Raw genomic sequence first — 20,162 nt, 5'->3', positions numbered from 1 at the left:
GCCGCCCGGTCAGCGGAAGATGCCCGTGTGGCCGAGCGAGTAGCGGCCCGGCTGCGGGTAGACCGCGAGCCCGTGCGGTCCGTTGCCGACGGGGATGCGGGCGAGCTGGGCGCCGGTGCGGGTGTCGATGGCGTACACCTCGGAGTCGTAGCGCCCGGAGAGCCAGAGCACCTTGCCGTCGGCCGAGACGCCGCCCATGTCGGGGCTGCCGCCGTCCGGGAGGCGCCACTTCTTGGTGAGCCTGTCCTTGGTGAAGTCGAAGACGGAGACGGTGCCCTCGCCCCGGTTCGAGACGTACATCTCCCGGGAGTCCCGGCCGACGTAGAGGCCGTGGGTGCCCTTGCCCGTGGGCAGCAGGGTGGGCCTGTCGAACGTGTCGCCGTCCAGCACCCACATGCCGTCGGCCATCATGTCGGCGATGTAGAACTTCTTGCCGTCCGGGGAGATCTTCACGTCCTGCGGCATCGCGCCGTCGAAGGGCAGCTTCTGCTGGCCCACCACCTTCATCCGCTCCGTGTCGACCTTCAGCAGTTCGCCGCTGAACTCGCAGGAGACGATGAAGTACCGGCCGTCGAGCGAGAAGTCGGCGTGGTTGACGCCGTAGCAGCTCACCGGTTCGGTCTTGACGCGCTTCATGGTGTGCGGGTCGCGGAAGACCAGTTCACGGTCGAGGGAGGCCATCACCACGGCGTACTTGCCGTTCGGGGTGAAGTAGAGGTTGTACGGGTCGTGCACCTCGACGGGTTTGCCCGCCTTCCCCGTCCTCGGGTCGATGGGGGTGAGGGTGTGGCCCCGGTTGTTGTTGACCCACAGGGTCTTCAGGTCCCAGGAGGGGACGACGTGCTGGGGCTGCACGCCGACGCGGATCGTCTCCAGCACCTTGTACGTCTTCGGGTCGATGACGGTGACCGTGTCGGACTCGGTGTTGGGGACGTAGACGCGGGAGGGGAAGTCCTTGACCACCGGGGAGAGCTTGTTGGGGCGGTCGGCGGCGTAGACGTCGGCCGGGTCGAGGACCGGCGGCATCCCGGGCAGGCCCCGGACGGCGGGCTCGACGGGACCGGCGGACCGGGCGGAGTCGGCGGCACTCCCGCGGCCGGAGGGGCTCGCGGAACCGGACTCGGCCGCGCCGAGGGTCCCCTTCGTCGTGCCGCCGGACGCGCCGCCGCATCCGGCGAGGGCCAGCGCGGCGAGCACGGCGGCCGCGCCGACGGCCCGCGCGGCGGGACTCCGGTGCCCCGCGGGAGGTGTCGCGGCGGGTGCGGTGCGCGGCGTCGTGGCAGGGGTGGTGCGAGGTGTCGGCATCAGCTCAGCAGCTCCGTCGTGGTCACCGCGCGCAGGCCGCGGCGGTCTAGTGCGTGCAGGAGGGAGGGGAACGCGGCGACCGTGTCCGTGTAGCCGAAGTGCAGGCTCACGACGGACCCGTTGCGGATTCCGGCGGTGACGGCACGGGTCACGGCGGGTGCCCCGGGCGAGGTGAAGTCGAGCGAGTCGACGTCGTACGACAGCACGTGCGGGTAGCCGGCCCGGCGGGCCAGCCGTTCGACGAGGGGGGAGGCGCGGGCGGCGCGCGAGGGCCGGAACCAGGTGCCGATGGAGCCCGTGAGGTCCCGCAGCCGGCGGGCGCACTCGTCGATCTCCGCGAAGGCCCGCTCCTCGGGCATCGCGTTGATGTCCAGATGGCGCTGGGTGTGGTTGCCGAGGTCGTGGCCGCCGTCGAGGACGCGCCGGGCCAGCGCGGGGTGGGCGTCGAGCCAGGTCCCGACGGCGAGCACGGTGACACGGGCGCCGTGCTTCTCCGCCGCGTCGAGAAGCGCGTGGGCGGTGGCCGGGTCGCCGTGGCCGTGGAAGGTGAGGGCGACCCGGGGGCGGGTGCGGGGTCCGGAGCCGATCTGGACGGGCTGCCCGGGAAAGGCGCGGGGGGCCGGCGCGGACGTGCCGGAGGGAGCGCGGGACGCGCCGCGCGGCGGTGCGGCAGCGCTCGCGCCGGGGCCGGGCGTCGAGCAGCCGGTGAGCGCGGTCGCGGCGGCCAGGCCCGCGGCGGCCCTGAGGGCGGAGCGGCGGTCGGTCGTGGTCACGCCGCCCATTTAAGGCGGGTACGTACCGGAATGCCGCCATTGATGCGACGGCCGGGCCGCTCGGGTCGCCCCTCGGGCGGAACGGGAGTTCACCGGCGCGCGGGGACCGGGCGCGGAGCCGCGGGGCGGAGCCGGTGGCGCGGGGCCGGAGGGGGCGGCCTCAGCGGTCGGCCACGCGCATCTCGAACCAGGTCGTCTTGCCGCGGGGCAGCAGGTCGACGCCCCAGCGGTCGGAGAGCTTGTCGACGAGGAAGAGGCCGCGGCCGCTGATGTCCATGTCCTGGACGGGCATGAGGCACGGGAGCCCGCGGGAGGGGTCGCGGACCTCGACCCGGATCCAGCCGCGCCGGCGACGCATCCGGAGGCCGAAGACCCGCGCCCCGGTGTGCCGGACGGCGTTGCCGACGAGTTCCGACACAAGCAGTACGGCGTCCTCGGTCATCTTCGGGGAGAGCCCCCACTGGCGCAGGACCACGACCTGGGCGAGCCGGCGCGCGGTGGCCGCCGACTCCGGACGGGACGGGAGCGGGACCTCCGCCTCGGTGGGGTTGCCGAACAACTCGAGCACCTTGAGCGCGTGTTCGTCCTCGACCGCAGGCGACCAGCGCGCCGCGGTCGCACTGCCGTGCCGCCGCGGCTGTTCGATACCCTCCAGCCCCGCCATGCCCCCATCATGGCCGCCGAAGGGCCCGTCCGGGGGCGTTCCGGAGGAATACGCCCTCCGGAATGCCCTGTTCCGCACGATCCGATCGGCATATGCCACAGGCAGTTCGGCAGTTCGCACAGCCCATGTGAGCTGCGCGAACGGCCCCACGGCGGGCAATCGCCCGGGCTCCCCGGCCCGAAGGCCTTAAGGCTCCCTTAAGGCGGGCATAATCCGCCCTTCGGGGGTCCCGGGTAAGACACCGCGTCAACTGCAAGTGGATCAAAGGGATTTGACGGGTGACTTTCGCGGCACGGACGCCCGCAGCACCCCGCCGCGCCCCGCCGCGCACGGGACGCGGACGGGACGCGGACGGGACGCGGACGGGACGCGGACGGCGGGGCCACGGGCCGCCCGCCGCCCGCCACCCGCCGCCTGTCACCCGCCGCCCGCCACCCGCGGGCCGCCGAGCACCGGCCGGCGGCCACCGTCGGCGCGCACCGCGCCCGCGGTCGGCGCGGCGCCGTCCGCTCAGAGGAACTTCGCCTTGCCCGGCCCCTCCTCGACGAAGCTCCGCATGCCCCGCTCCCGGTCCTCCGTGGCGAACAGCCCCGCGAACCAGTTGCGTTCGATGGCGAGGCCGGTCTCGATGTCCGTCTCCAGACCCGCGTCGACGGACTCCTTCGCGGCGCGCAGCGCGAGAGCGGGCCCCTGCGCGAGCCGGGCGGCCCACGCGTGCGCCTCGGTGTACACGTCGGCGGCCGGTACGACACGGTCCACCAGGCCGAGCGCCAGGGCCTCGTCGGCCTTGACCATACGGCCGGTGAAGATGAGGTCCTTGGCCTTCGAGGGGCCGATGAGCCGGGACAGCCGCTGGGTGCCGCCCGCCCCCGGGATCAGCCCGAGGAGGATCTCCGGCTGGCCCAGCTTCGCGTTGTCGGCGGCGACGCGGTAGTCGGCGCACAGCGCCAGCTCGCACCCGCCGCCCAGGGCGTACCCGGTGACCGCGGCGACGACCGGCTTGGGGATGCGGGTCACGGCCGTGAAGGAGTCCTGCAGGGCCCTGGACCGTACGACCATCGCCGCGTGGTCCATGGCCTGCATCTCCTTGATGTCCGCGCCCGCGGCGAACACCTTCTCCCCGCCGTAGAGGATCACCGCGCGCACGTCCTCGCGGCGCGTGGCCTCCTCGGCGAGTTCCTTGAGCCGGTCCTGCGTGGCGACGTCCAGGGCGTTCATGGGCGGACGGTCGAGGCGGATCGTGCCGACACCTTCGGCGACTTCGAGATGCACAGTCATGCCAGCAGGTTAACGGGGGCTAACGCGCCGGGCCCCGGTGTGCTCCGTCACAGCGGAGCGCACCGGGGCCCGGCGGGCCGGTCGGGGTCAGTGCCCCGTCCGGGTCACGCCGTCCACTTCTCCCACGACATGTTCCAGCCGTTGAGCCCGTTGTCCGGGTCCACGGTCCGGTCGTTGGAGTTCTTCACGACCACCACGTCCCCGACCATCGAGCGGTTGAAGAACCAGGCCGCCGCGACCTTGCCGTCGTAGCCGCCGCGCACGTCGCGCAGCCCGATGCAGCCGTGGCTGGCGTTGTAGTTGCCGAAGGCCCCGCCACCCCAGTAGTTGCCGTGGATGAAGGTGCCCGACGTGGTCAGGCGCATGGCGTGCGGCACGTCCTTGATGTCGTACTCGCCGCCGTAGCCGACCGTCTCGCCGTTCATGCGCGTCACCTTGAGGCGCTCGGTGATGACCATCCGGCCGTTCCAGGTGTCGTAGCCGGGCTTGCCCGTCGTCACCGGAATGGTCTTGATGACCTTGCCGTCCCGCTCGACCGTCATCTTCTTGGTCTTGACGTCCACGGTGGAGACCTGGCTGCGGCCTATCGTGAACTTCACGGTCTTGGCCTGCTTGCCGTACACCCCGGGCCGTCCCTCGACGCCGTCGAGGTTGAGGGAGACCGTGACCTTCGTACCGGCCGCCCAGTACTCCTCGGGCCGGAAGTCGAGACGGTCGTTGCCGAACCAGTGGCCCTGGACGTCGACGGCGGGCTCGGTCTTGACGGTTATCGCCTTCTCGACGTCGTCGGGGTGCGTGATGCCCCGCGTGAAGCGGACCGAGAACGGCATGCCCACACCGACCTTGGACCCGTCCTCCGGGGTGAACGTCCCGACGAAGGTGTTCTTCGGAGTCAGCGTGGTGAACGCGGACTCCTCCGCGGCCTGCCGGCCCGCGGTGTCCTTGGCCACCGCGTGCACCTTGTACTCGGTGGCCGCCGCGAGGTGCGTGGCCGGCGTCCAGCTCCTGCCCCCGTCGGTGATCTCACCCTCGACGGCGTTGCCCTCGTTGTCCTTGACGGTGACCTCGGTCAGCTTGCCCTTGGCCGCCGTCACCTTCAGCGCGCCGCTGGTCCTGACGGCGTCGGCCCCGTTCTTCGGGGCTATGGTCACGACCGCCTGCGAGACCTTGGTGTCCGTCCGGCTCGAATCCTTGTCCTTGCCCTTTCCCGCACCGGACCCGGAATCCGAGTCCCCTCCCCCGCCGCATGCGGTCACGACGAGCAGCAGTACGCCCAGCAGCAGTGCCAGGACCCCTTTGCCACTCCGCGTCCGCGCGCCAACCGACGGCCCCGATATCGGTCGCCCGTTCACGTTCTTTCTCCCCTCGCACGGCCTCGATGAGGCCCGCACTCCGGCGCGTCCCACGCGCGTGTCGCGTTAATTAATCACACGACCCGGAGTGATGGCCTCCCGGGATTGTCACTGTTCAGTCCCAACTTGGACCGCTCGCAGTGCTGTCGGCCTCCACCGTGCGACTACCCCCCTGCCGGGCCTACTTCACCGCGGAGCCCGCCTTCCACTCCTTCCAGTTCATGTTCCAGCCGCCCAGGCCGTTGTCGGGAGCGACCTTCTTGTCCTTGCTGTTGACGACCTCGACGACGTCACCGATGAGACTGCGATCGAAGAACCAGCCCGCGGGGGACGCGGAACTGCCGCCCTTGACGTCCCGCAGCCCCACGCATCCGTGGCTGACGTTGGCGGTGCCGAACACGCCCTCGGCCCAGTAGTTGCCGTGCAGGAAGGTGCCCGACGTCGTGAGGCGCATGGCGTGCGGGACGTCCGGGATGTCGTACTCGCCCTTGCCGTCGGCCTTCTTGAAGCCGACCGTGGCGCCGTTCATCCGGGTCACCTCCAGCATCTCGGAGACGACCATCTTCCCGTTGTAGGTCGTGCTCTTCGGGGCGCCCGCCGTGATCGGCACGGTGGCGAGGAGCTCGCCCGCGCGGCGCACCTCCATGGTGTGGGCGGCGGCGTCGACCACGCTGATCTGGCTGCGCCCGACCGTGAAGGAGACCGTCCTGTGCTGGAGTCCGTAGACGCCGGGGGCCGCCTTCACGTCCCGCAGGCGCAGCGCGACGGTCACCTTCGTACCGGGTTTCCAGTACGTCTCGGGCCGGAAGTCCAGCCGGCCGTCGCCGAACCAGTGCGGCGCGATCTCCGTCCGCGGGCTGGAGGTCACCCTGATCGCGCGCTCGACGGCGGCGCGGTTCGCGATCCCGCGGTTGAACTCCAGCGAGACGATCATCCCGGTGCCGACCGTGGAGCGGTTCTCGGGCATGACGTACGCGATGAACCGCTCGTCGGGGACGAACGTCGTGAACGTCGTGTGCCGTGCCACCCGCCTGCCGTGCCCGTCGAGCGCGACCGTGTCCACCGAGTACTTGGCGGCCAGCGACAGCCGGGGGTCGTCGGGGCGCCAGGTCATGCCGTCCGGGTCGATACGGCCGGGCACCCGGGAGTCCTGGGCGTCCTGCGAGCGGACGACCTCGACCGACTCCAGGCGCCCGGAGCGCACCCGCACGGACAGCCCAGCGCCGGGGCGCACGGCCTTGCTGCCGTCGTCCGGCGAGACACTGATCGTGTCCTCGGGCGACCGGGCCTTGCCGAGCATCCCGTCCACCCCGTGCGAGGTGCATCCCACGGCCCCGGCCAGCAGCCCTGCCCATGTCAGTACGGCGGCCAGCGCGGCCCCTGCGCGCCGCGCGCGCGTCTGTGCGTCCATCACACGGGGCCCAACGACGCGCCCCCTCCTGGGGAAACGTGAGTGCGAGCCCGGCTGTGGGCAGAACAGTACGGAGGACGACGCCAGGGGAGCCGCGGCCGGGACGCCGTGAGCTCCTTTCATATCGGTCCCAACCGAGCCGCAGGAGGCCGTGAGGTGTCGAGCGCAGCCGAGCAGGAGACAGTGCAGGAGGGGCACGCCCCGGCGGGAGGACTGCCCGCGCAGCCCTCCCCCGTGCTGAACGGCCGGGCCCGCACGGCGCCCGCCGTCCCCGTGTGGCCGGGTGCGCCGACCCCCCTCGGGGCGCGCTTTCGCACCGGGCCCGACGGGGTGTCCGGGACCAACTTCGCGTTGTGGGCCGGCGGGGCCGAGTCGGTCGAGCTGTGCCTCTTCGACGACGGGGGTGCCGAGACCCGGGTGCCGCTGGCCGAACTGACCCACGAGATCTGGCACGGCTTCGTGCCCGGGGTGCGTCCCGGGCAGCGGTACGGCTTCCGGGTGCACGGGCGCTGGGACCCCTGGACCGGGGCGCGCTGGAACCCGGCGAAGCTCCTGCTGGACCCGTACGCCCGGGCGGTGGACGGCGACTTCCGGCTGCCGCCCGAGGTGTACGGACACGTGCGCGACTGGCCGCAGCAGCATGTCGCGGACACCGTGCGCGACGACCGGGACTCCGCGCCGCACGTCCCCAAGGGCGTCGTCGTCCACGACGACGACGACTGGTCGGACGACCGCCGCCCGAAGACGCCCTGGGCCGACTCGGTGATCTACGAGCTGCACGTACGGGGGTTCACGAAACTGCATCCGGACATCCCCGAGGAGCTGCGCGGCACGTACGCGGGACTGGCGCACCCCGCGGCGATCGAGCACCTGACCCGGCTCGGGGTGACCGCGGTCGAGCTGCTGCCGGTGCACCAGTTCGCGCACGAGGACCACCTGCTGCGCCGGGGGATGCGCAACTACTGGGGCTACAACTCGATCGGCTACTTCGCCCCGCACGCCGGATACGCCGCCTCGGGGACCACCGGGCAGCAGGTGGGCGAGTTCAAGCGCATGGTGCGCGCCCTGCACGCCGCGGGGATCGAGGTCGTCCTCGACGTGGTCTACAACCACACGGCCGAGGCGGGCGAGCTGGGCCCGATGCTGTCACTGCGGGGCATCGACAACCGCGGCTACTACCGGCTCCAGGGCGACGCGCGGCGGTACGCGGACTACACGGGCTGCGGCAACACCCTGCACGTGGTCCAGCCGCACGTGCTGCGGCTGATCACCGACTCGCTGCGGTACTGGGTGACGGAGATGGGGGTGGACGGCTTCCGGTTCGACCTGGCGGCGGCGCTGGCACGGTCGATGCACGACGTCGACATGCTGTCCCCGTTCCTCGCGGTGATCGCCCAGGACCCGGTGCTGCGGCGCGTGAAACTGATCGCCGAGCCGTGGGACGTGGGCTCGGGGGGCTACCAGGTGGGGGCCTTCCCGCCCCTGTGGACCGAGTGGAACGACCGCTACCGCAACGCCGTACGGGACTACTGGCGCGGCGCGCTGCCCGATGTGCGGGATCTCGGCTACCGGCTGTCCGGGTCCAGCGACCTGTACGCGTGGGGCGGGCGCCGGCCGTACGCCTCGGTGAACTTCGTGACGGCCCACGACGGCTTCACCCTGCGGGACCTGGTGTCGTACGAGCACAAGCACAACGAGGCCAACGGCGAGGGCAACCGGGACGGCACCGACGACAACCGGGCGTGGAACTGCGGCGCCGAGGGCGGCACGCAGGACGACCGGGTCCAGCGCCTGCGGCGGCGGCAGCTGCGGAACCTGCTCACCACCCTGCTGCTGTCCACGGGGGTGCCGATGCTGGTCGCCGGGGACGAGCTCGGGCGCACCCAGGGGGGCAACAACAACGCCTACTGCCAGGACAACGAGATCAGTTGGCTGGACTGGAGCCTGCTGGACGACCCGGGCTGGCGGGCGCTGTTCGACCTGACGGCCCGTCTGATCAGGCTGCGGCACAGGCATCCCGTGCTGCGCCGCCGCGCCTTCTTCTCCGGGCGGGCGCACTCCGCCGACGGGCTCCGGGACCTGGCGTGGTTCACCGCCCGGGGCACCGAGATGACGGAGGGGGACTGGTACGCGCCGGCGGGCACGCTCGGGATGTACCTGTCGGGGCGGGACATCCCGGGCCGCGACGCGCGGGGCGTCCCGGTCACGGACGACAGCTTTCTGGCCGTGCTGCACGCGGGCGACCGTGCGACGGGCTTCGTACTGCCCGGAACGCCCTGGGCCGAGGCGTACGAGGTCGTGGTCGACACCTCGCGGGAGGAGCAGGAGGAGGCGCCGGGGGTGGTGCACGCGGCGGGCACGACGGTGACGGTGCCGGCCCGGTCCGTGCTGCTGCTGCGGGTGCGCTGACCGGGCGGCGCGGGACGGGACGGGGGGTTCGGGGCGCGGGGTGCGGGACGGCAGCGGGACGGGGGGTTCGGGGCGCGGGGTGCGGGACGGGAAGGTGCGGGACGGCCGCGCGGGACGGCGGGTACGGCCAAAACTCGGTGGGCCGTGTCAGTGGTGAACCGTAGGCTCGCCACTGATGCCCACTACACCCACACCTCCGTCGACACCTGCCGAAGAACGCTCCGACGGGCCGACCGGCGATCCGCCCCGGAACCGCTCGGCCGTCCGCAGCCTGCTGCGCCTGTGGCCGTACGTGCGGCCCGTGCGCGCCCGGCTGCTCACCGCGGCCGTCGTCGCGGTCGTCGCGTCGTGCACGGGACTGGTGATCCCGCTCGTACTGAAGTGGATCGTCGACGGTCCGGTGGCAGACCGGGACACCGGCGGGGTGTGGCTCGGGGCGCTGTACCTGCTGCTGCTCGGCTGCGCCGAGGCCGTGCTCTTCGGACTGCGGCGGTGGCTGGTGGCCCGGCCGCTGGCCGGGGTGGAGGCGTCGATGCGGGCGGGCCTCTACCGGCACCTCCAGCGGCTGCCCGTCGCCTTCCACGACCGCTGGCCCTCGGGCCAGTTGCTGTCGCGGGGCACGACGGATCTGATGCTGGTCCGGATGTTCCTCGCCTTCCCGCTGACGTTCCTGCTGGTCAACTCGGTGACCATCGTCGTCGGCGTCGTCATCATGCTGGACCAGGAGTGGACGCTCGGGCTCGTGCTGCTCGCCCCCGCGCTGCCCGTCATGGTCGTCTGCTGGCTGTTCGAGAAGCGCTACTCGCAGGTGGCGCGGCAGGCGCAGGACCAGGTCGGCGACCTCACGACGCTCGTCGAGGAGAGCGTGCTCGGCATCCGGATCATCAAGGGCTTCGGGCGGCATCGCAGCCAGGCGCTCGCCTTCCGGGACCTCTCCCGGACCCTGCGCGGCACCGAACTGGCCAAGGCACGGCTGCTCGCCGCCATCTTCGCCGCGATCATCACGCTGCCCGAACTCGCCGTCGGGGCCGCCCTCGTGCTCGGTACGGTCCAGGTGGCCGACGGGGAGCTGTCCGCGGGCACGCTCGTGGCGTTCCTGTCCACGGCTCTCGCCCTGCGCTGGCCCGTGGAGTCGATCGGCTTCCTGCTCGCGATGAGCCAGGAGGCCGCCACCGCGACCGAGCGGTACTTCGAGGTGATGGACGCGGAACCGGAGTCCGGTACCGCGGTGCCGGCCGGCGCGCTGCCCGCCGCCCGTGCCGCCACGGCACCGCCGAGGACACCCGCGGCGCGCCCGGCCCCGGAGCGGGGCCCCGAGCCGACCCCGGCACCGGCCCCGGCGACCCCGACCACCGGCACGACCCCGGCACCCACGACGGTTCCGGGAAACCCGGACGTCCCGGAGACCCGGGAGGCCCCGGCGGCCCCGGCGGCACCGGCGACCCCGACCACCGGCACGACCCCGTCGAACCCGGACGCCCCCGGTGCCACGGACATCCCGTCGAACCCGGACGCCCCAGGGCCCCCGGCGGTCGCCGTGGTCCGGGCGACCCCGGTCGCCCCGGTGGTCGGCGGGCTCCGGTTCGACGCGGTGCGGTTCCGCTATCCCGACGCTCCCGAGGACAGCGCTCCCGTGCTCGACCTCGTCGACCTCCATGTGCGCCCCGGCGAGACCATGGCGCTCGTCGGCGGCACCGGCAGCGGGAAGACGACACTCACCGCGCTCGTCCCCCGGCTGCACGAGGTCACGGAGGGCCGCATCACCCTGGACGGCGTCGACATCACCCGGATGCCGCGGGCCACCCTGCGCGAACTCGTCGCGGTCGCCTTCGAGGAGCCCACCCTGTTCTCGGCGAGCGTCGGCGAGAACGTGCTCATGGGGGCGGGCGGACACGCGGGCGCGGCCGAACTGGCGCGCGCCCTGGCCGTCTCGCAGGCCGACTTCGTGCACTCCCTGCCCCACGGCACGGACACCCAGGTCGGCGAGCAGGGCCTCAGCCTCTCCGGCGGCCAGCGCCAGCGCCTGGCCCTGGCTCGGGCGGTGGTCGGCAGCCCCCGGTTCCTCGTCCTGGACGACCCGCTCTCGGCCCTGGACGTGCACACCGAGGCCCTGGTCGAGGCGGCCCTGCGCCGGGTCCTCGCCGGGACGACGGCCCTGGTGGTGGCGCACCGCCCCTCCACGGTCCTGCTCGCCGACCGGGTGGCCCTGCTCTCCGGGGGCCGGATCACCGCGGTCGGCACACACCACGAACTGCTGCGGACGAACGCGGAGTACGCCTGGCTGATGTCCGGCGCCGCGGACACGGCCGAGCGGGCGACGGAGGCGGATACGGAGCCGTCGGACCGCCGCCCGCGGGCCGCCGGCCCGACGGCACCGGACGAGACGCCGGACGCGACCGGCGCGACCGGTCCGGCCGACGGCACGAGCACGCGCCCGGGCAGGACCAAGGACACGACGACGGAAGGAACGGGCCGATGACGGCGCCCACGACCACCGCGCCGACCGACGAGGAGGACCGGCCGGCGCCCCCGCACTCCGGCGGCGACCCGTTCGACCGCGACTCCCTGCCCGCTCCCCCGAGGGCGACGGCCGCCCTGCTGCGCTCCCTGCTCGCGCCGCTCAGGGCCCGGGTCGCCCTCGCGACGGTCCTGCTCCTGCTGCAGCAGGCGGCCGTGCAGACGGGCCCGCTCCTCGTGGCGTACGCCATCGACCGCGCCGTACCCGCCTTCCGCCGGGACGACCACGGCCCGCTGATCGCCGTCGCCGTCGCCTACGTGCTGTCGGCGGCGGCGGCCGGCGCGCTCCAGAGCGGCTTCATCCTGGCGTCCGCGCGGGTCAACCAGGACGTCCTGCTGGACCTGCGCGGCAGGATCTTCCGGCACGCGCAGGCACTCAGCATCGACTTCCACGAGCGCTACACCTCGGGCCGGCTCATCTCCCGTTCGACGACGGACGTCGAGTCGCTGCGCGAACTGCTCAGCGAGGGGCTCCAGGAACTCGTCACCGTCATCCTGTCCTTCGTCTACATCTCGGCCGTGCTGCTCTGGCTCGACCTCGGGCTGGGCGCGGTCGCGGTGCTCTCCTTCGTCCCGCTGTACCTGCTCATCCGCCTCTACCAGCACCGCGCCGGGCGGATCTTCAGCCGCCGGTCGACCGCGATCGCCGCCGTCATCGTGAAGTTCGCGGAGACGATGAACGGCATCCGGCCGGTGCGGGCGTTCCGCCGCGAGGCCGTCAACGACGCCGACTTCCACGTGCTCAACCACCGGCACGAGCGCATCAACGGCGACTCGATGCTGGAGATGGCCCGCTACGTCGTGGGCTCCCGGCTGGTCGCCAACCTGGCGGTCGCGGGCATCGTGCTGTGGGGCGCCCACCGGGTGGCGTCGGGCACGCTGGCCCTGGGCGTGCTCGCCGCCGCGGTCCTCTACCTGCGGCGGCTGTACGACCCGATCGACCGGCTCGGCATGTTCCTCAACTCGTACCAGTCGGCGGCCGCCTCGCTGGAGAAGGTCGCCGGCCTGCTCGCCCAGGTCCCGTCGGTCCCCGAGCCCGCGGACCCGCGCGCGCTGCCCGCGCTCGCCTCCCGGCACCCCGGCCGCGAGGTCGTCTTCGACGACGTGCGCTTCGCGTACCGCACCGGGGGCGAGGTTCTCCCGTCCTTCTCGCTGACGCTGCCCGCGGGCCGCACGGTCGCCGTGGTCGGCTCGACGGGCGCGGGCAAGTCGACGCTCGCCAAACTGCTGGCCCGCTTCTACGACCCGACGTCCGGCCGGGTCCTCCTGGACGGCGTCGACCTGCGGGAGCTGTCGGTGCGTGAACTGCGCCGCGGGGTGGTCATGGTGACGCAGGAGGCCTTCCTGTTCTCCGGCACCGTCGCCGAGAACATCGCCATCGGCCGTCCGGACGCCACCCGTGAGGACATCGAGCGCGCCGCCCGGGCGATCGGCGCCCACGACTTCATCAGCGCCCTGCCGGACGGCTACGACACGGACGTACGCAAGCGGGGCGGGCGCATCTCGGCCGGGCAGCGCCAACTGGTGGCGTTCGCGCGGGCGTTGCTCGCCGATCCGGCGGTGCTCATTCTCGACGAGGCCACCAGTTCGCTGGACGTGCCGGGCGAACGGGCCGTGCAGCGCGCGATGCACACGGTCCTCCGGGGGCGTACGGCCGTCGTCATCGCCCACCGGTTGTCGACCGTCGAGATCGCCGACCGGGTCCTGGTCATGGAGCACGGCCGGATCGTCGAGGACGGCACTCCGGCCGAACTCGTCGCGGGCACGGGCAGGTTCGCCGATCTGCACCGGGCGTGGCGGGACAGCCTGGCATGACGGAGGCGGCCCGCCGCGGGACGCGCGGCGGGCCGGGGCATTCGAGCACGGCGGGGCCCCCGGGGGGTGCCGCGGGGAGCGAGGGGCGGATGGTCGACGCGTACGAGGATCCAGGCACCCCGGACCGGCGCGGGGCGGCCCGCTACCTGTGGTGGCTGGTGTGCCGGCAGCCGGGGCGGGCCGTGGCGGGCGCGCTGCTCGGCAGCGCCTGGACCACGCTGATGGCGCTCTCGCCGTACCTGCTCTCCCGGGCGATCGACGACGGTCTCCAGACCGGCGACGGGGCCGCGCTGGCCGGCTGGTCCGCCGCGCTGCTCGGCGTCGGCGTGCTCAACTCCTGGGTGAGCATCATGCGGCACCGCACCATGACCCGGGTCCGGATGGACGGCAACTTCCGTACGGTGAAGGTCGTCGTGGGGCAGGCCGTGCGACTGGGCGCCGACCTGCCGCGCCAGGTCGGGGCCGGCGAGGTCGTGACGATCGGCGTGGGGGACGTGACGACGATCGGGCAGTCCCTGACCGTCGTCGGACCGGGTGTCGGGGCGCTCGTGTCGTACAGCGTGGTGGCGTCCCTGCTGCTGTCGGTGTCGCCCCTGCTCGCCGCGGTGCTCCTGCTCGGCGTGCCGGCCATCGCCCTGCTCGTGGGGCCGCTGATGGGGAGGCTGCAGGGCGCGGAGACGGCGTACCGCGAGCGGCAGGGCGTGCTCACCGCCCGGATCGGCGACCTCGCGGGCGGCCTGCGGGTCCTCAACGGGCTGGGCGGCAAGGGGCTGTTCGCCGACGGCTTCCGGCGCGACTCGCACCTGCTGCGGGAGCAGGGGTACCGGGTCGGGGCGGTCACGAGCTGGATCCAGGCGCTCGGCGTCGGTGTGCCGGCGCTCTTCCTCGCCCTGGTGACCTGGCTCGCGGCCCGGCTGGCCGCCCGGGGGGACATCACCGTGGGCGAACTGGTCTCGGTGTACGGCTACGCGGCGGTCCTCACCGTGCCGGTGGCCTTCCTCATCGAGTGCGGCTTCCAGATCAGCCGCGCGCTGGTGGCCGCGCGGCGGGTGGTCGGGTTCCTGGACCTGGAGCCCGCGACCGCCGACACCTCCGCGGGTCTGGACGCCCCCGCCGCCCCCGCGGTCCTGCACGATCCGGAGTCCGGGGTGCGGGTGGAGCCGGGCCGGCTGACCGTGCTGGCCTGCGCGCGCTCGGCCGACGCGGCGGCCGTGCTCGACCGGCTCGGCGGGTACTCGCCCTCGGCGGCGACCTGGGGAGGCGTGCGCCTCGACGCGATCGCCCTGGCCCAGGTGCGCGACCGCGTGCTCGTCGCCGACCACGACGCCGACCTGTTCGCCGGGTCCCTGCGCGACATGGTCTCCGGGCGGCGCGAACGCACCGGCTCGGAGATCGCGCGGGCCGTGCGCGCGGCCGTCGCCGACGACATCGTCACCGGGCTGGAGGACGGGCTGGACTCGCCGGTCGACGCGCAGGGCCGCAGCCTCTCCGGCGGTCAGCGCCAGCGCGTGCGGCTGGTCCGGGCCCTGCTCGCCGACCCCGAGGTGCTGATGGCCCAGGAACCGACGTCGGCCCTGGACGCGCACACCGAGGCCGCGGTCGCGGACCGGCTGCGCGCCGCGCGCGGGGACCGTACGACCGTCCTCACCAGCACCTCGCCGCTGGTCCTCGACCGGGCGGACACGGTGTACCACCTGGTGGACGGCAGGGTCGCGGCGGTGGGCAGCCACCGGCGGCTGCTCGCCGAGGAACCGCGGTACCGGGCCCTGGTGGCACGGGACGCGGACGACCTCGACGCCCAGGACACCGCGCGGGCGCTGCGGTGAGCGCCCGACTGCCGGTGGCCGGACCGGCCGAGGTGCGCGCGGCGGCGGTCCGGCTGATCCGCGCCGACGCCGGGTCCTTCGCCGCCGTGCTGGTCCTCAACGGCCTCGCCGCCGGGGCGGGCCTCGTGGCGCCCTGGCTGCTGGGCCGGATCGTCGACGAGGTGCGGGCGGGTGCGGGGGTCGGCGTGGTGGACCGGCTGGCGTCGGCCATCGTGGCGGCCGCGCTGGTCCAGTTGCTGCTGTCGCGCTGGGCCCGCTACGTGGGCCACCGGTTCGGCGAGCGGACGCTGGCACGGGTGCGGGAGGAGTTCGTCGACCGGGCGCTGGCCCTGCCCGCCTCGGAGGTGGAGCGGGCGGGGGCGGGCGATCTGACCGCCCGCGGCACCGCCGACGTCGGCGCGGTCGGCGCCACGCTGCGCGACGCCGGGCCCGAGCTGCTGATCTCCTCGATCCAGTGCCTGTTCATCGTCGGCGCGGTCTTCGCCCTCGATCCGTTGCTCGGTGTCTGCGCGCTGCTCGCGCAGACCGGCATCTGGTTCGCGCTGCGCTGGTACCTGCGGCGCGCCCGCACGGCCTATCTCGCCGAGGGCGAGGCCAATTCGGAGGTCGCGGAGATCCTCGCGGCGACGGTGTCGGGCGCGCGCACGGTCGAGGCGTTCCGGCTGGCCGGGCAGCGGGTGGCGGTGAGCCGCGACGCGCTGGAGACGTCCCGCCGCGCGCGTCTGCGCACGCTGTACCTGCGGAGCGTCTTCTTCCCGCCCGTGGAGGTCTCGTACGTCCTGCCCGTGGTCGTCGTGGTGCTGGTGGGGGGCGCGCTGCACGCGCGGGGCTCGCTGAGTCTCGGCGTGGTGGTGGCGGCGGCCCTGTACCTGCGGCAACTGGAGTCGCCGCTCGACGCCGTGCTGTCCTGGACCGAGCAACTCCAGGCCAGCGGAGCCTCGTTCGCGCGGGTGGAGGGGCTGGGCCGGGCGCCCCGGGCCGTCCCTGCGCGGTCGCCGGTCCCGGCGGACGACCGCATCGACGTGTCGGGGGCGCGGTACGCGTACGACCGCGGGGGCGATGTGCTGCGCGGGGTCGACCTGACGGTCCGGCCCGGTGAACGGCTCGCCCTCGTCGGCCCGTCGGGCGCGGGCAAGAGCACGCTCGGCCGGCTCCTCGCCGGCGTCGACGAGCCCCGTTCGGGCTCGGTGACCGTGGGCGGGGTGCCGATCGCGTCGCTGGGCCCCGAGGAGCTGCGGCGGCAGGTCGTCCTCGTCACGCAGGAGCACCACGTGTTCCTGGGCACGGTCCGCGACAACCTGCTGATCGCCGATCCGTCCGCCACGGACGCCCTGGTGTGGTCGGCCCTGGCGGCCGTCGGCGCCGACGAGTGGGTGCGCGGGCTGCCGGGCGGCCTGGACACCGAACTGCGCCCGTCCGGGGTTCCCCTGGCCCAGGGTCCCGGGCAGCCCCCGGGCGTCTCCCTCGCGGACGGCTCGCGGGCGCAGCAACTGGCCCTGGCCCGGGTCGTGCTGGCCGATCCGCACACGCTGATCCTCGACGAGGCGACGGCCCTGCTGGACCCGGCGACCGCCCGCCACGCGGAGCGCGCGCTGGCCGCCGTCCTCGAAGGGCGCACTGTCATCGCCGTCGCGCACCGGCTGCACACCGCGCACGACGCGGACCGGGTGGCCGTCATGGAGGACGGCGTACTGACCGAACTGGGCAGCCACGAGAGCCTGGTGGCGGCGGGCGGGGCGTACGCGGCGCTCTGGCACTCGTGGCACGGCGAGGACCCGAACGCCTCCTGACCGACGCCCCCGCCGTGCGGGCGGGCAGCACCCGGCGCACGCCCGCGCCACCCCGCGCCCGCCACGGGCACGGACGCCCGGTACGGCCCCCGTCGCGCGGCGGCACGGGCGCGGACGCCGGTACGGCCTCGACCGCGCGGCGGCACGGGCGCGGACGCGGGCTCCCCCGCCGGGCGCCACCGGCGCGGGCGCGGGCACCACGGGGCGGACACCGGCGCGGGCCCCACGGGGCGGACACCGGCGCGGGCGCGGGCACCAGCACCGGCACCGCCACCGCCACCGCCACCGCCACCGGCATGGGCGCCACGTCCCCGAACCGCCGTCGTCCAATGCATCCGTATACCGAACACGGCTCCCCGGACAACGAACCGTTTCCGGCCAAAGTCTTGATGCGCACCTGACAGATCAGCCCATCTCCTGCGACTCTTCCCAGGGCCGCTCCACAGCAACCTCACAGCTGCTGCGCGGTGACCCCCACGCACGCCCGCACGTGCCCCATGCAAGTGGTTCTGCGTTCCGCCTTGTTCTGCCCGGACGGGTCCCGCCCGTCCGGTCCCCCCTGGCCGCGCACTCCGCGGCCACGCAGAAGGAGTCCGTGTTGAGACGCACCTCCCACAGACGCACCTCGCACACCGCAGGCACCTCACAGCCGGCCTTCACCTCCCGCTCCACCCGGCACAAGGCAGCCGCCGGCGCGCTCGTCGCCGTCGCCGCCCTGCTCGCCGCGGCGGTCCAGACGGGCGCCGCCACCGCCGACGCGACCCCCTCGCCGGGCAAGCTCGACAAGGGCGCCCTGGCCGTCAAGCTCACCCCCTCGCAGCGCGCCGCGCTGATCCAGGACGCCGACTCGGCCAAGGCGGACACCGCCAGGGAACTGGGCCTGGGCTCCCGGGAGAAGCTCGTCGTCCGGGACGTCGTCAAGGACGCGGACGGCACGGTCCACACCCGGTACGAGCGCACGTACGCCGGACTCCCGGTCCTCGGCGGCGACCTGGTCGTCGAGACGGCCGCCTCCGGGCGGACCGAGAGCGTCACGCGCGCGGTCCGCGCCAAGCTGGACAACCTCACCACCAGCGCCGCGGTGAAGCCCGCGACCGCCGAGAAGCAGGCCCTGAGGGCCGCCGCGGCCGAGGGGTCGAAGCGCACGGAGGCGGACCGGGCGCGCAAGGTGGTCTGGGCGGCGAGCGGCACGCCGACCCTCGCCTACGAGACGGTCGTCGGAGGGCTCCAGCACGACGGCACCCCGAACGAGCTGCACGTCGTCACGGACGCCGCCACCGGCAAGAAGCTCTACGAGTACCAGGGCGTCGAGACGGGCACCGGCAACACCCTGTACAGCGGCTCGGTGACCCTCGGGACCGCCCAGTCGGGCTCGAACTACACGCTCTCCGACACGGCCCGCGGCAACCACAGGACGTACAACCTGAACCGCGGCAGCTCGGGCACCGGCACGCTCTTCTCCGGCACCGACGACGTGTGGGGCAACGGCACCGCGTCCAACCTGGAGACGGCGGGCGCCGACGCGCACTACGGGGCGGCGCTGACCTGGGACTACTACAAGAACGTGCAGGGCCGCAACGGCATCCGCGGTGACGGGGTCGGCGCGTACTCCCGCGTCCACTACGGCAACAACTACGTCAACGCCTTCTGGCAGGACTCCTGCTTCTGCATGACGTACGGCGACGGCTCGGGCAACACGAAGCCGCTGACCTCCATCGACGTGGCCGCGCACGAGATGACGCACGGCGTCACCTCGAACACGGCGGGCCTCGTCTACAGCGGTGAGTCGGGCGGCCTCAACGAGGCGACCTCCGACATCTTCGCGGCGGCCGTCGAGTTCTACGCGGGCAACTCCTCCGACGTCGGCGACTACCTGGTCGGCGAGAAGATCAACATCAACGGCAACGGGACCCCGCTGCGCTACATGGACAAGCCGAGCAGGGACGGCTCGTCCAAGGACGCCTGGTACTCGGGCATCGGCTCGATCGACGTGCACTACTCCTCGGGCCCGGCCAACCACTTCTTCTACCTGCTGAGCGAGGGCAGCGGCGCGAAGACGGTCAACGGCGTCTCGTACGACTCGCCGACCTCCGACGGCCTGCCGGTCACCGGCATCGGCCGCGAGAAGGCCGCGCTGATCTGGTTCAAGGCGCTGACGACGAAGTTCACCTCCTCGACCAACTACGCGGCGGCGCGCACCGGAACGCTCGCGGTGGCGGGCGAGCTGTACGGCACCACGAGCGCCGAGTACCTGGCGGTGCAGAACGCGTGGGCCGGCATCAACGTCGGCTCACGGCCCGGCGGCGGGGGCGGCACGTCGTTCGAGAGCACCACCCAGGTGTCGATTCCGGACAACGGCGCGGCGGTCACCTCGTCGATCACCGTCACCGGCCGCACCGGCAACGCGCCCTCGAACCTGGTCGTCACGCCCAACATCACGCACACGTGGCGCGGTGACCTGGTCGTCGACCTGGTGGCGCCTGACGGTACGAACTACCGCCTGAAGCCCTTCAGCTCCTCGGACTCGGCGGACAACGTCACCGACGCGTACACCGTCAACGCCTCCTCCGAAGTCGCCAACGGCGTATGGCAGTTGAAGGTCCAGGATCAGGCCGCCCAGGACGTCGGCCGGATCAACGGCTGGAAGATCACCTTCCCGTAGGCCGTCGCGTGCCCGGCCCGGATCCGCGCACCGAGCGCGGACACGGCGCACCGGGCACGGGACGCGGGGCGCGGGCCGGGCGCCGTCCCGGGGGGTTCGACTCCCCCGGGACGGCGCCCTTTTGCCGCGCCTTGACCACGGAGTTGCCGTCCCCTTCCCGCGCTTTTGCCGGTGCTTTACGGGCGATCAAGTCCGCATTGCGTACCCGGATCTTCGGGCACCGGACGATTTCCGGCCAACCTTCATTGGCACTCATGACATGTACGCGACTCAACTGGCACTGTTCACCTCGCACGCCACACCCGCACCGCAACTTCATTCGCGCCCGACCGGTCCCCCATACCAGTCGGTCACCCCCCC

The 20,162-nt window shown here is 73.3% G+C and carries 12 protein-coding genes; 6 read left to right on the top strand and 6 right to left on the bottom strand.

From position 1 onward, the window contains the following. Positions 1–9: 9 nt before the first annotated feature. From IE265_RS21660 to IE265_RS21635, 6 genes are all read right to left on the bottom strand, one after another. On the bottom strand, positions 10–1,305 hold the full coding sequence (locus IE265_RS21660; RefSeq protein WP_229916378.1) for a YncE family protein: 1,296 nt from the start codon (positions 1,303–1,305) through the stop codon (positions 10–12). Then, positions 1,305–2,087 (bottom strand): polysaccharide deacetylase family protein, encoded by a 783-nt coding sequence (locus IE265_RS21655; RefSeq protein WP_190037317.1) that lies wholly within the window; start codon positions 2,085–2,087, stop codon positions 1,305–1,307. The genes IE265_RS21660 and IE265_RS21655 overlap by 1 nt, the downstream gene beginning before the upstream one ends. A gap of 151 nt (positions 2,088–2,238) precedes the next feature. Next, a complete protein-coding gene (locus IE265_RS21650) occupies positions 2,239–2,742 on the bottom strand; it encodes an ATP-binding protein (protein ID WP_190037316.1) in 504 nt (167 codons plus the stop codon). A 510-nt stretch (positions 2,743–3,252) separates the two neighbouring features. Beyond that, positions 3,253–4,020 carry an enoyl-CoA hydratase/isomerase family protein gene (locus IE265_RS21645; RefSeq protein WP_190037315.1) on the bottom strand — a complete coding sequence of 256 codons (768 nt, stop codon included), beginning with the start codon at positions 4,018–4,020 and terminating at the stop codon, positions 3,253–3,255. 104 nt (positions 4,021–4,124) lie between these two features. Continuing rightward, positions 4,125–5,372 (bottom strand): L,D-transpeptidase, encoded by a 1,248-nt coding sequence (locus tag IE265_RS21640; protein WP_190037314.1) that lies wholly within the window; start codon positions 5,370–5,372, stop codon positions 4,125–4,127. A gap of 181 nt (positions 5,373–5,553) precedes the next feature. Then, entirely contained in the window at positions 5,554–6,786 is a 1,233-nt protein-coding gene (locus IE265_RS21635) for a L,D-transpeptidase (protein ID WP_190037313.1), read from the bottom strand. A gap of 153 nt (positions 6,787–6,939) precedes the next feature. Here IE265_RS21635 and glgX point away from each other — a divergent pair, with 153 nt between their 5' ends. From glgX to IE265_RS21605, 6 genes are all read left to right on the top strand, one after another. After that, positions 6,940–9,192, top strand: coding sequence for a glycogen debranching protein GlgX (gene glgX / locus IE265_RS21630; protein WP_190037312.1), 2,253 nt, complete (start codon positions 6,940–6,942; stop codon positions 9,190–9,192). 175 nt (positions 9,193–9,367) lie between these two features. Next, positions 9,368–11,671 (top strand): ABC transporter ATP-binding protein, encoded by a 2,304-nt coding sequence (locus IE265_RS21625; protein ID WP_190037311.1) that lies wholly within the window; start codon positions 9,368–9,370, stop codon positions 11,669–11,671. Next, positions 11,668–13,524, top strand: a complete 1,857-nt coding sequence (locus IE265_RS21620) for an ABC transporter ATP-binding protein (RefSeq protein ID WP_190037310.1) — start codon at positions 11,668–11,670, stop codon at positions 13,522–13,524. Before IE265_RS21625 ends, IE265_RS21620 begins: the two co-directional genes overlap by 4 nt. An 89-nt stretch (positions 13,525–13,613) precedes the next feature. Continuing rightward, on the top strand, positions 13,614–15,350 hold the full coding sequence (locus IE265_RS21615; RefSeq protein WP_190037309.1) for an ABC transporter transmembrane domain-containing protein: 1,737 nt from the start codon (positions 13,614–13,616) through the stop codon (positions 15,348–15,350). Continuing rightward, a complete protein-coding gene (locus IE265_RS21610) occupies positions 15,347–17,140 on the top strand; it encodes an ABC transporter ATP-binding protein (protein WP_229916377.1) in 1,794 nt (597 codons plus the stop codon). The genes IE265_RS21615 and IE265_RS21610 overlap by 4 nt, the downstream gene beginning before the upstream one ends. A 595-nt stretch (positions 17,141–17,735) precedes the next feature. After that, positions 17,736–19,802, top strand: a complete 2,067-nt coding sequence (locus tag IE265_RS21605; RefSeq protein ID WP_190037308.1) for a M4 family metallopeptidase — start codon at positions 17,736–17,738, stop codon at positions 19,800–19,802. Positions 19,803–20,162: the final 360 nt, after the last annotated feature.

Source organism: Streptomyces fructofermentans (genome assembly GCF_014651055.1).
In the GTDB taxonomy this organism is placed as follows: Bacteria; Actinomycetota; Actinomycetes; order Streptomycetales; family Streptomycetaceae; genus Streptomyces; species Streptomyces fructofermentans.
This window is presented reverse-complemented; position numbering and strand designations above follow the sequence as displayed.

Bases quoted from the DNA above. Each gene is read 5' to 3' on its own strand.
- IE265_RS21660 (WP_229916378.1), bottom strand. From the start codon at position 1,305: ATGCCGACACCTCGCACCACCCCTGCCACGACGCCGCGCACCGCACCC.
- IE265_RS21655 (WP_190037317.1), bottom strand. From the start codon at position 2,087: ATGGGCGGCGTGACCACGACCGACCGCCGCTCCGCCCTCAGGGCCGCC.
- IE265_RS21650 (WP_190037316.1), bottom strand. From the start codon at position 2,742: ATGGCGGGGCTGGAGGGTATCGAACAGCCGCGGCGGCACGGCAGTGCG.
- IE265_RS21645 (WP_190037315.1), bottom strand. From the start codon at position 4,020: ATGACTGTGCATCTCGAAGTCGCCGAAGGTGTCGGCACGATCCGCCTC.
- IE265_RS21625 (WP_190037311.1), top strand. From the start codon at position 9,368: ATGCCCACTACACCCACACCTCCGTCGACACCTGCCGAAGAACGCTCC.
- IE265_RS21620 (WP_190037310.1), top strand. From the start codon at position 11,668: ATGACGGCGCCCACGACCACCGCGCCGACCGACGAGGAGGACCGGCCG.
- IE265_RS21615 (WP_190037309.1), top strand. From the start codon at position 13,614: ATGGTCGACGCGTACGAGGATCCAGGCACCCCGGACCGGCGCGGGGCG.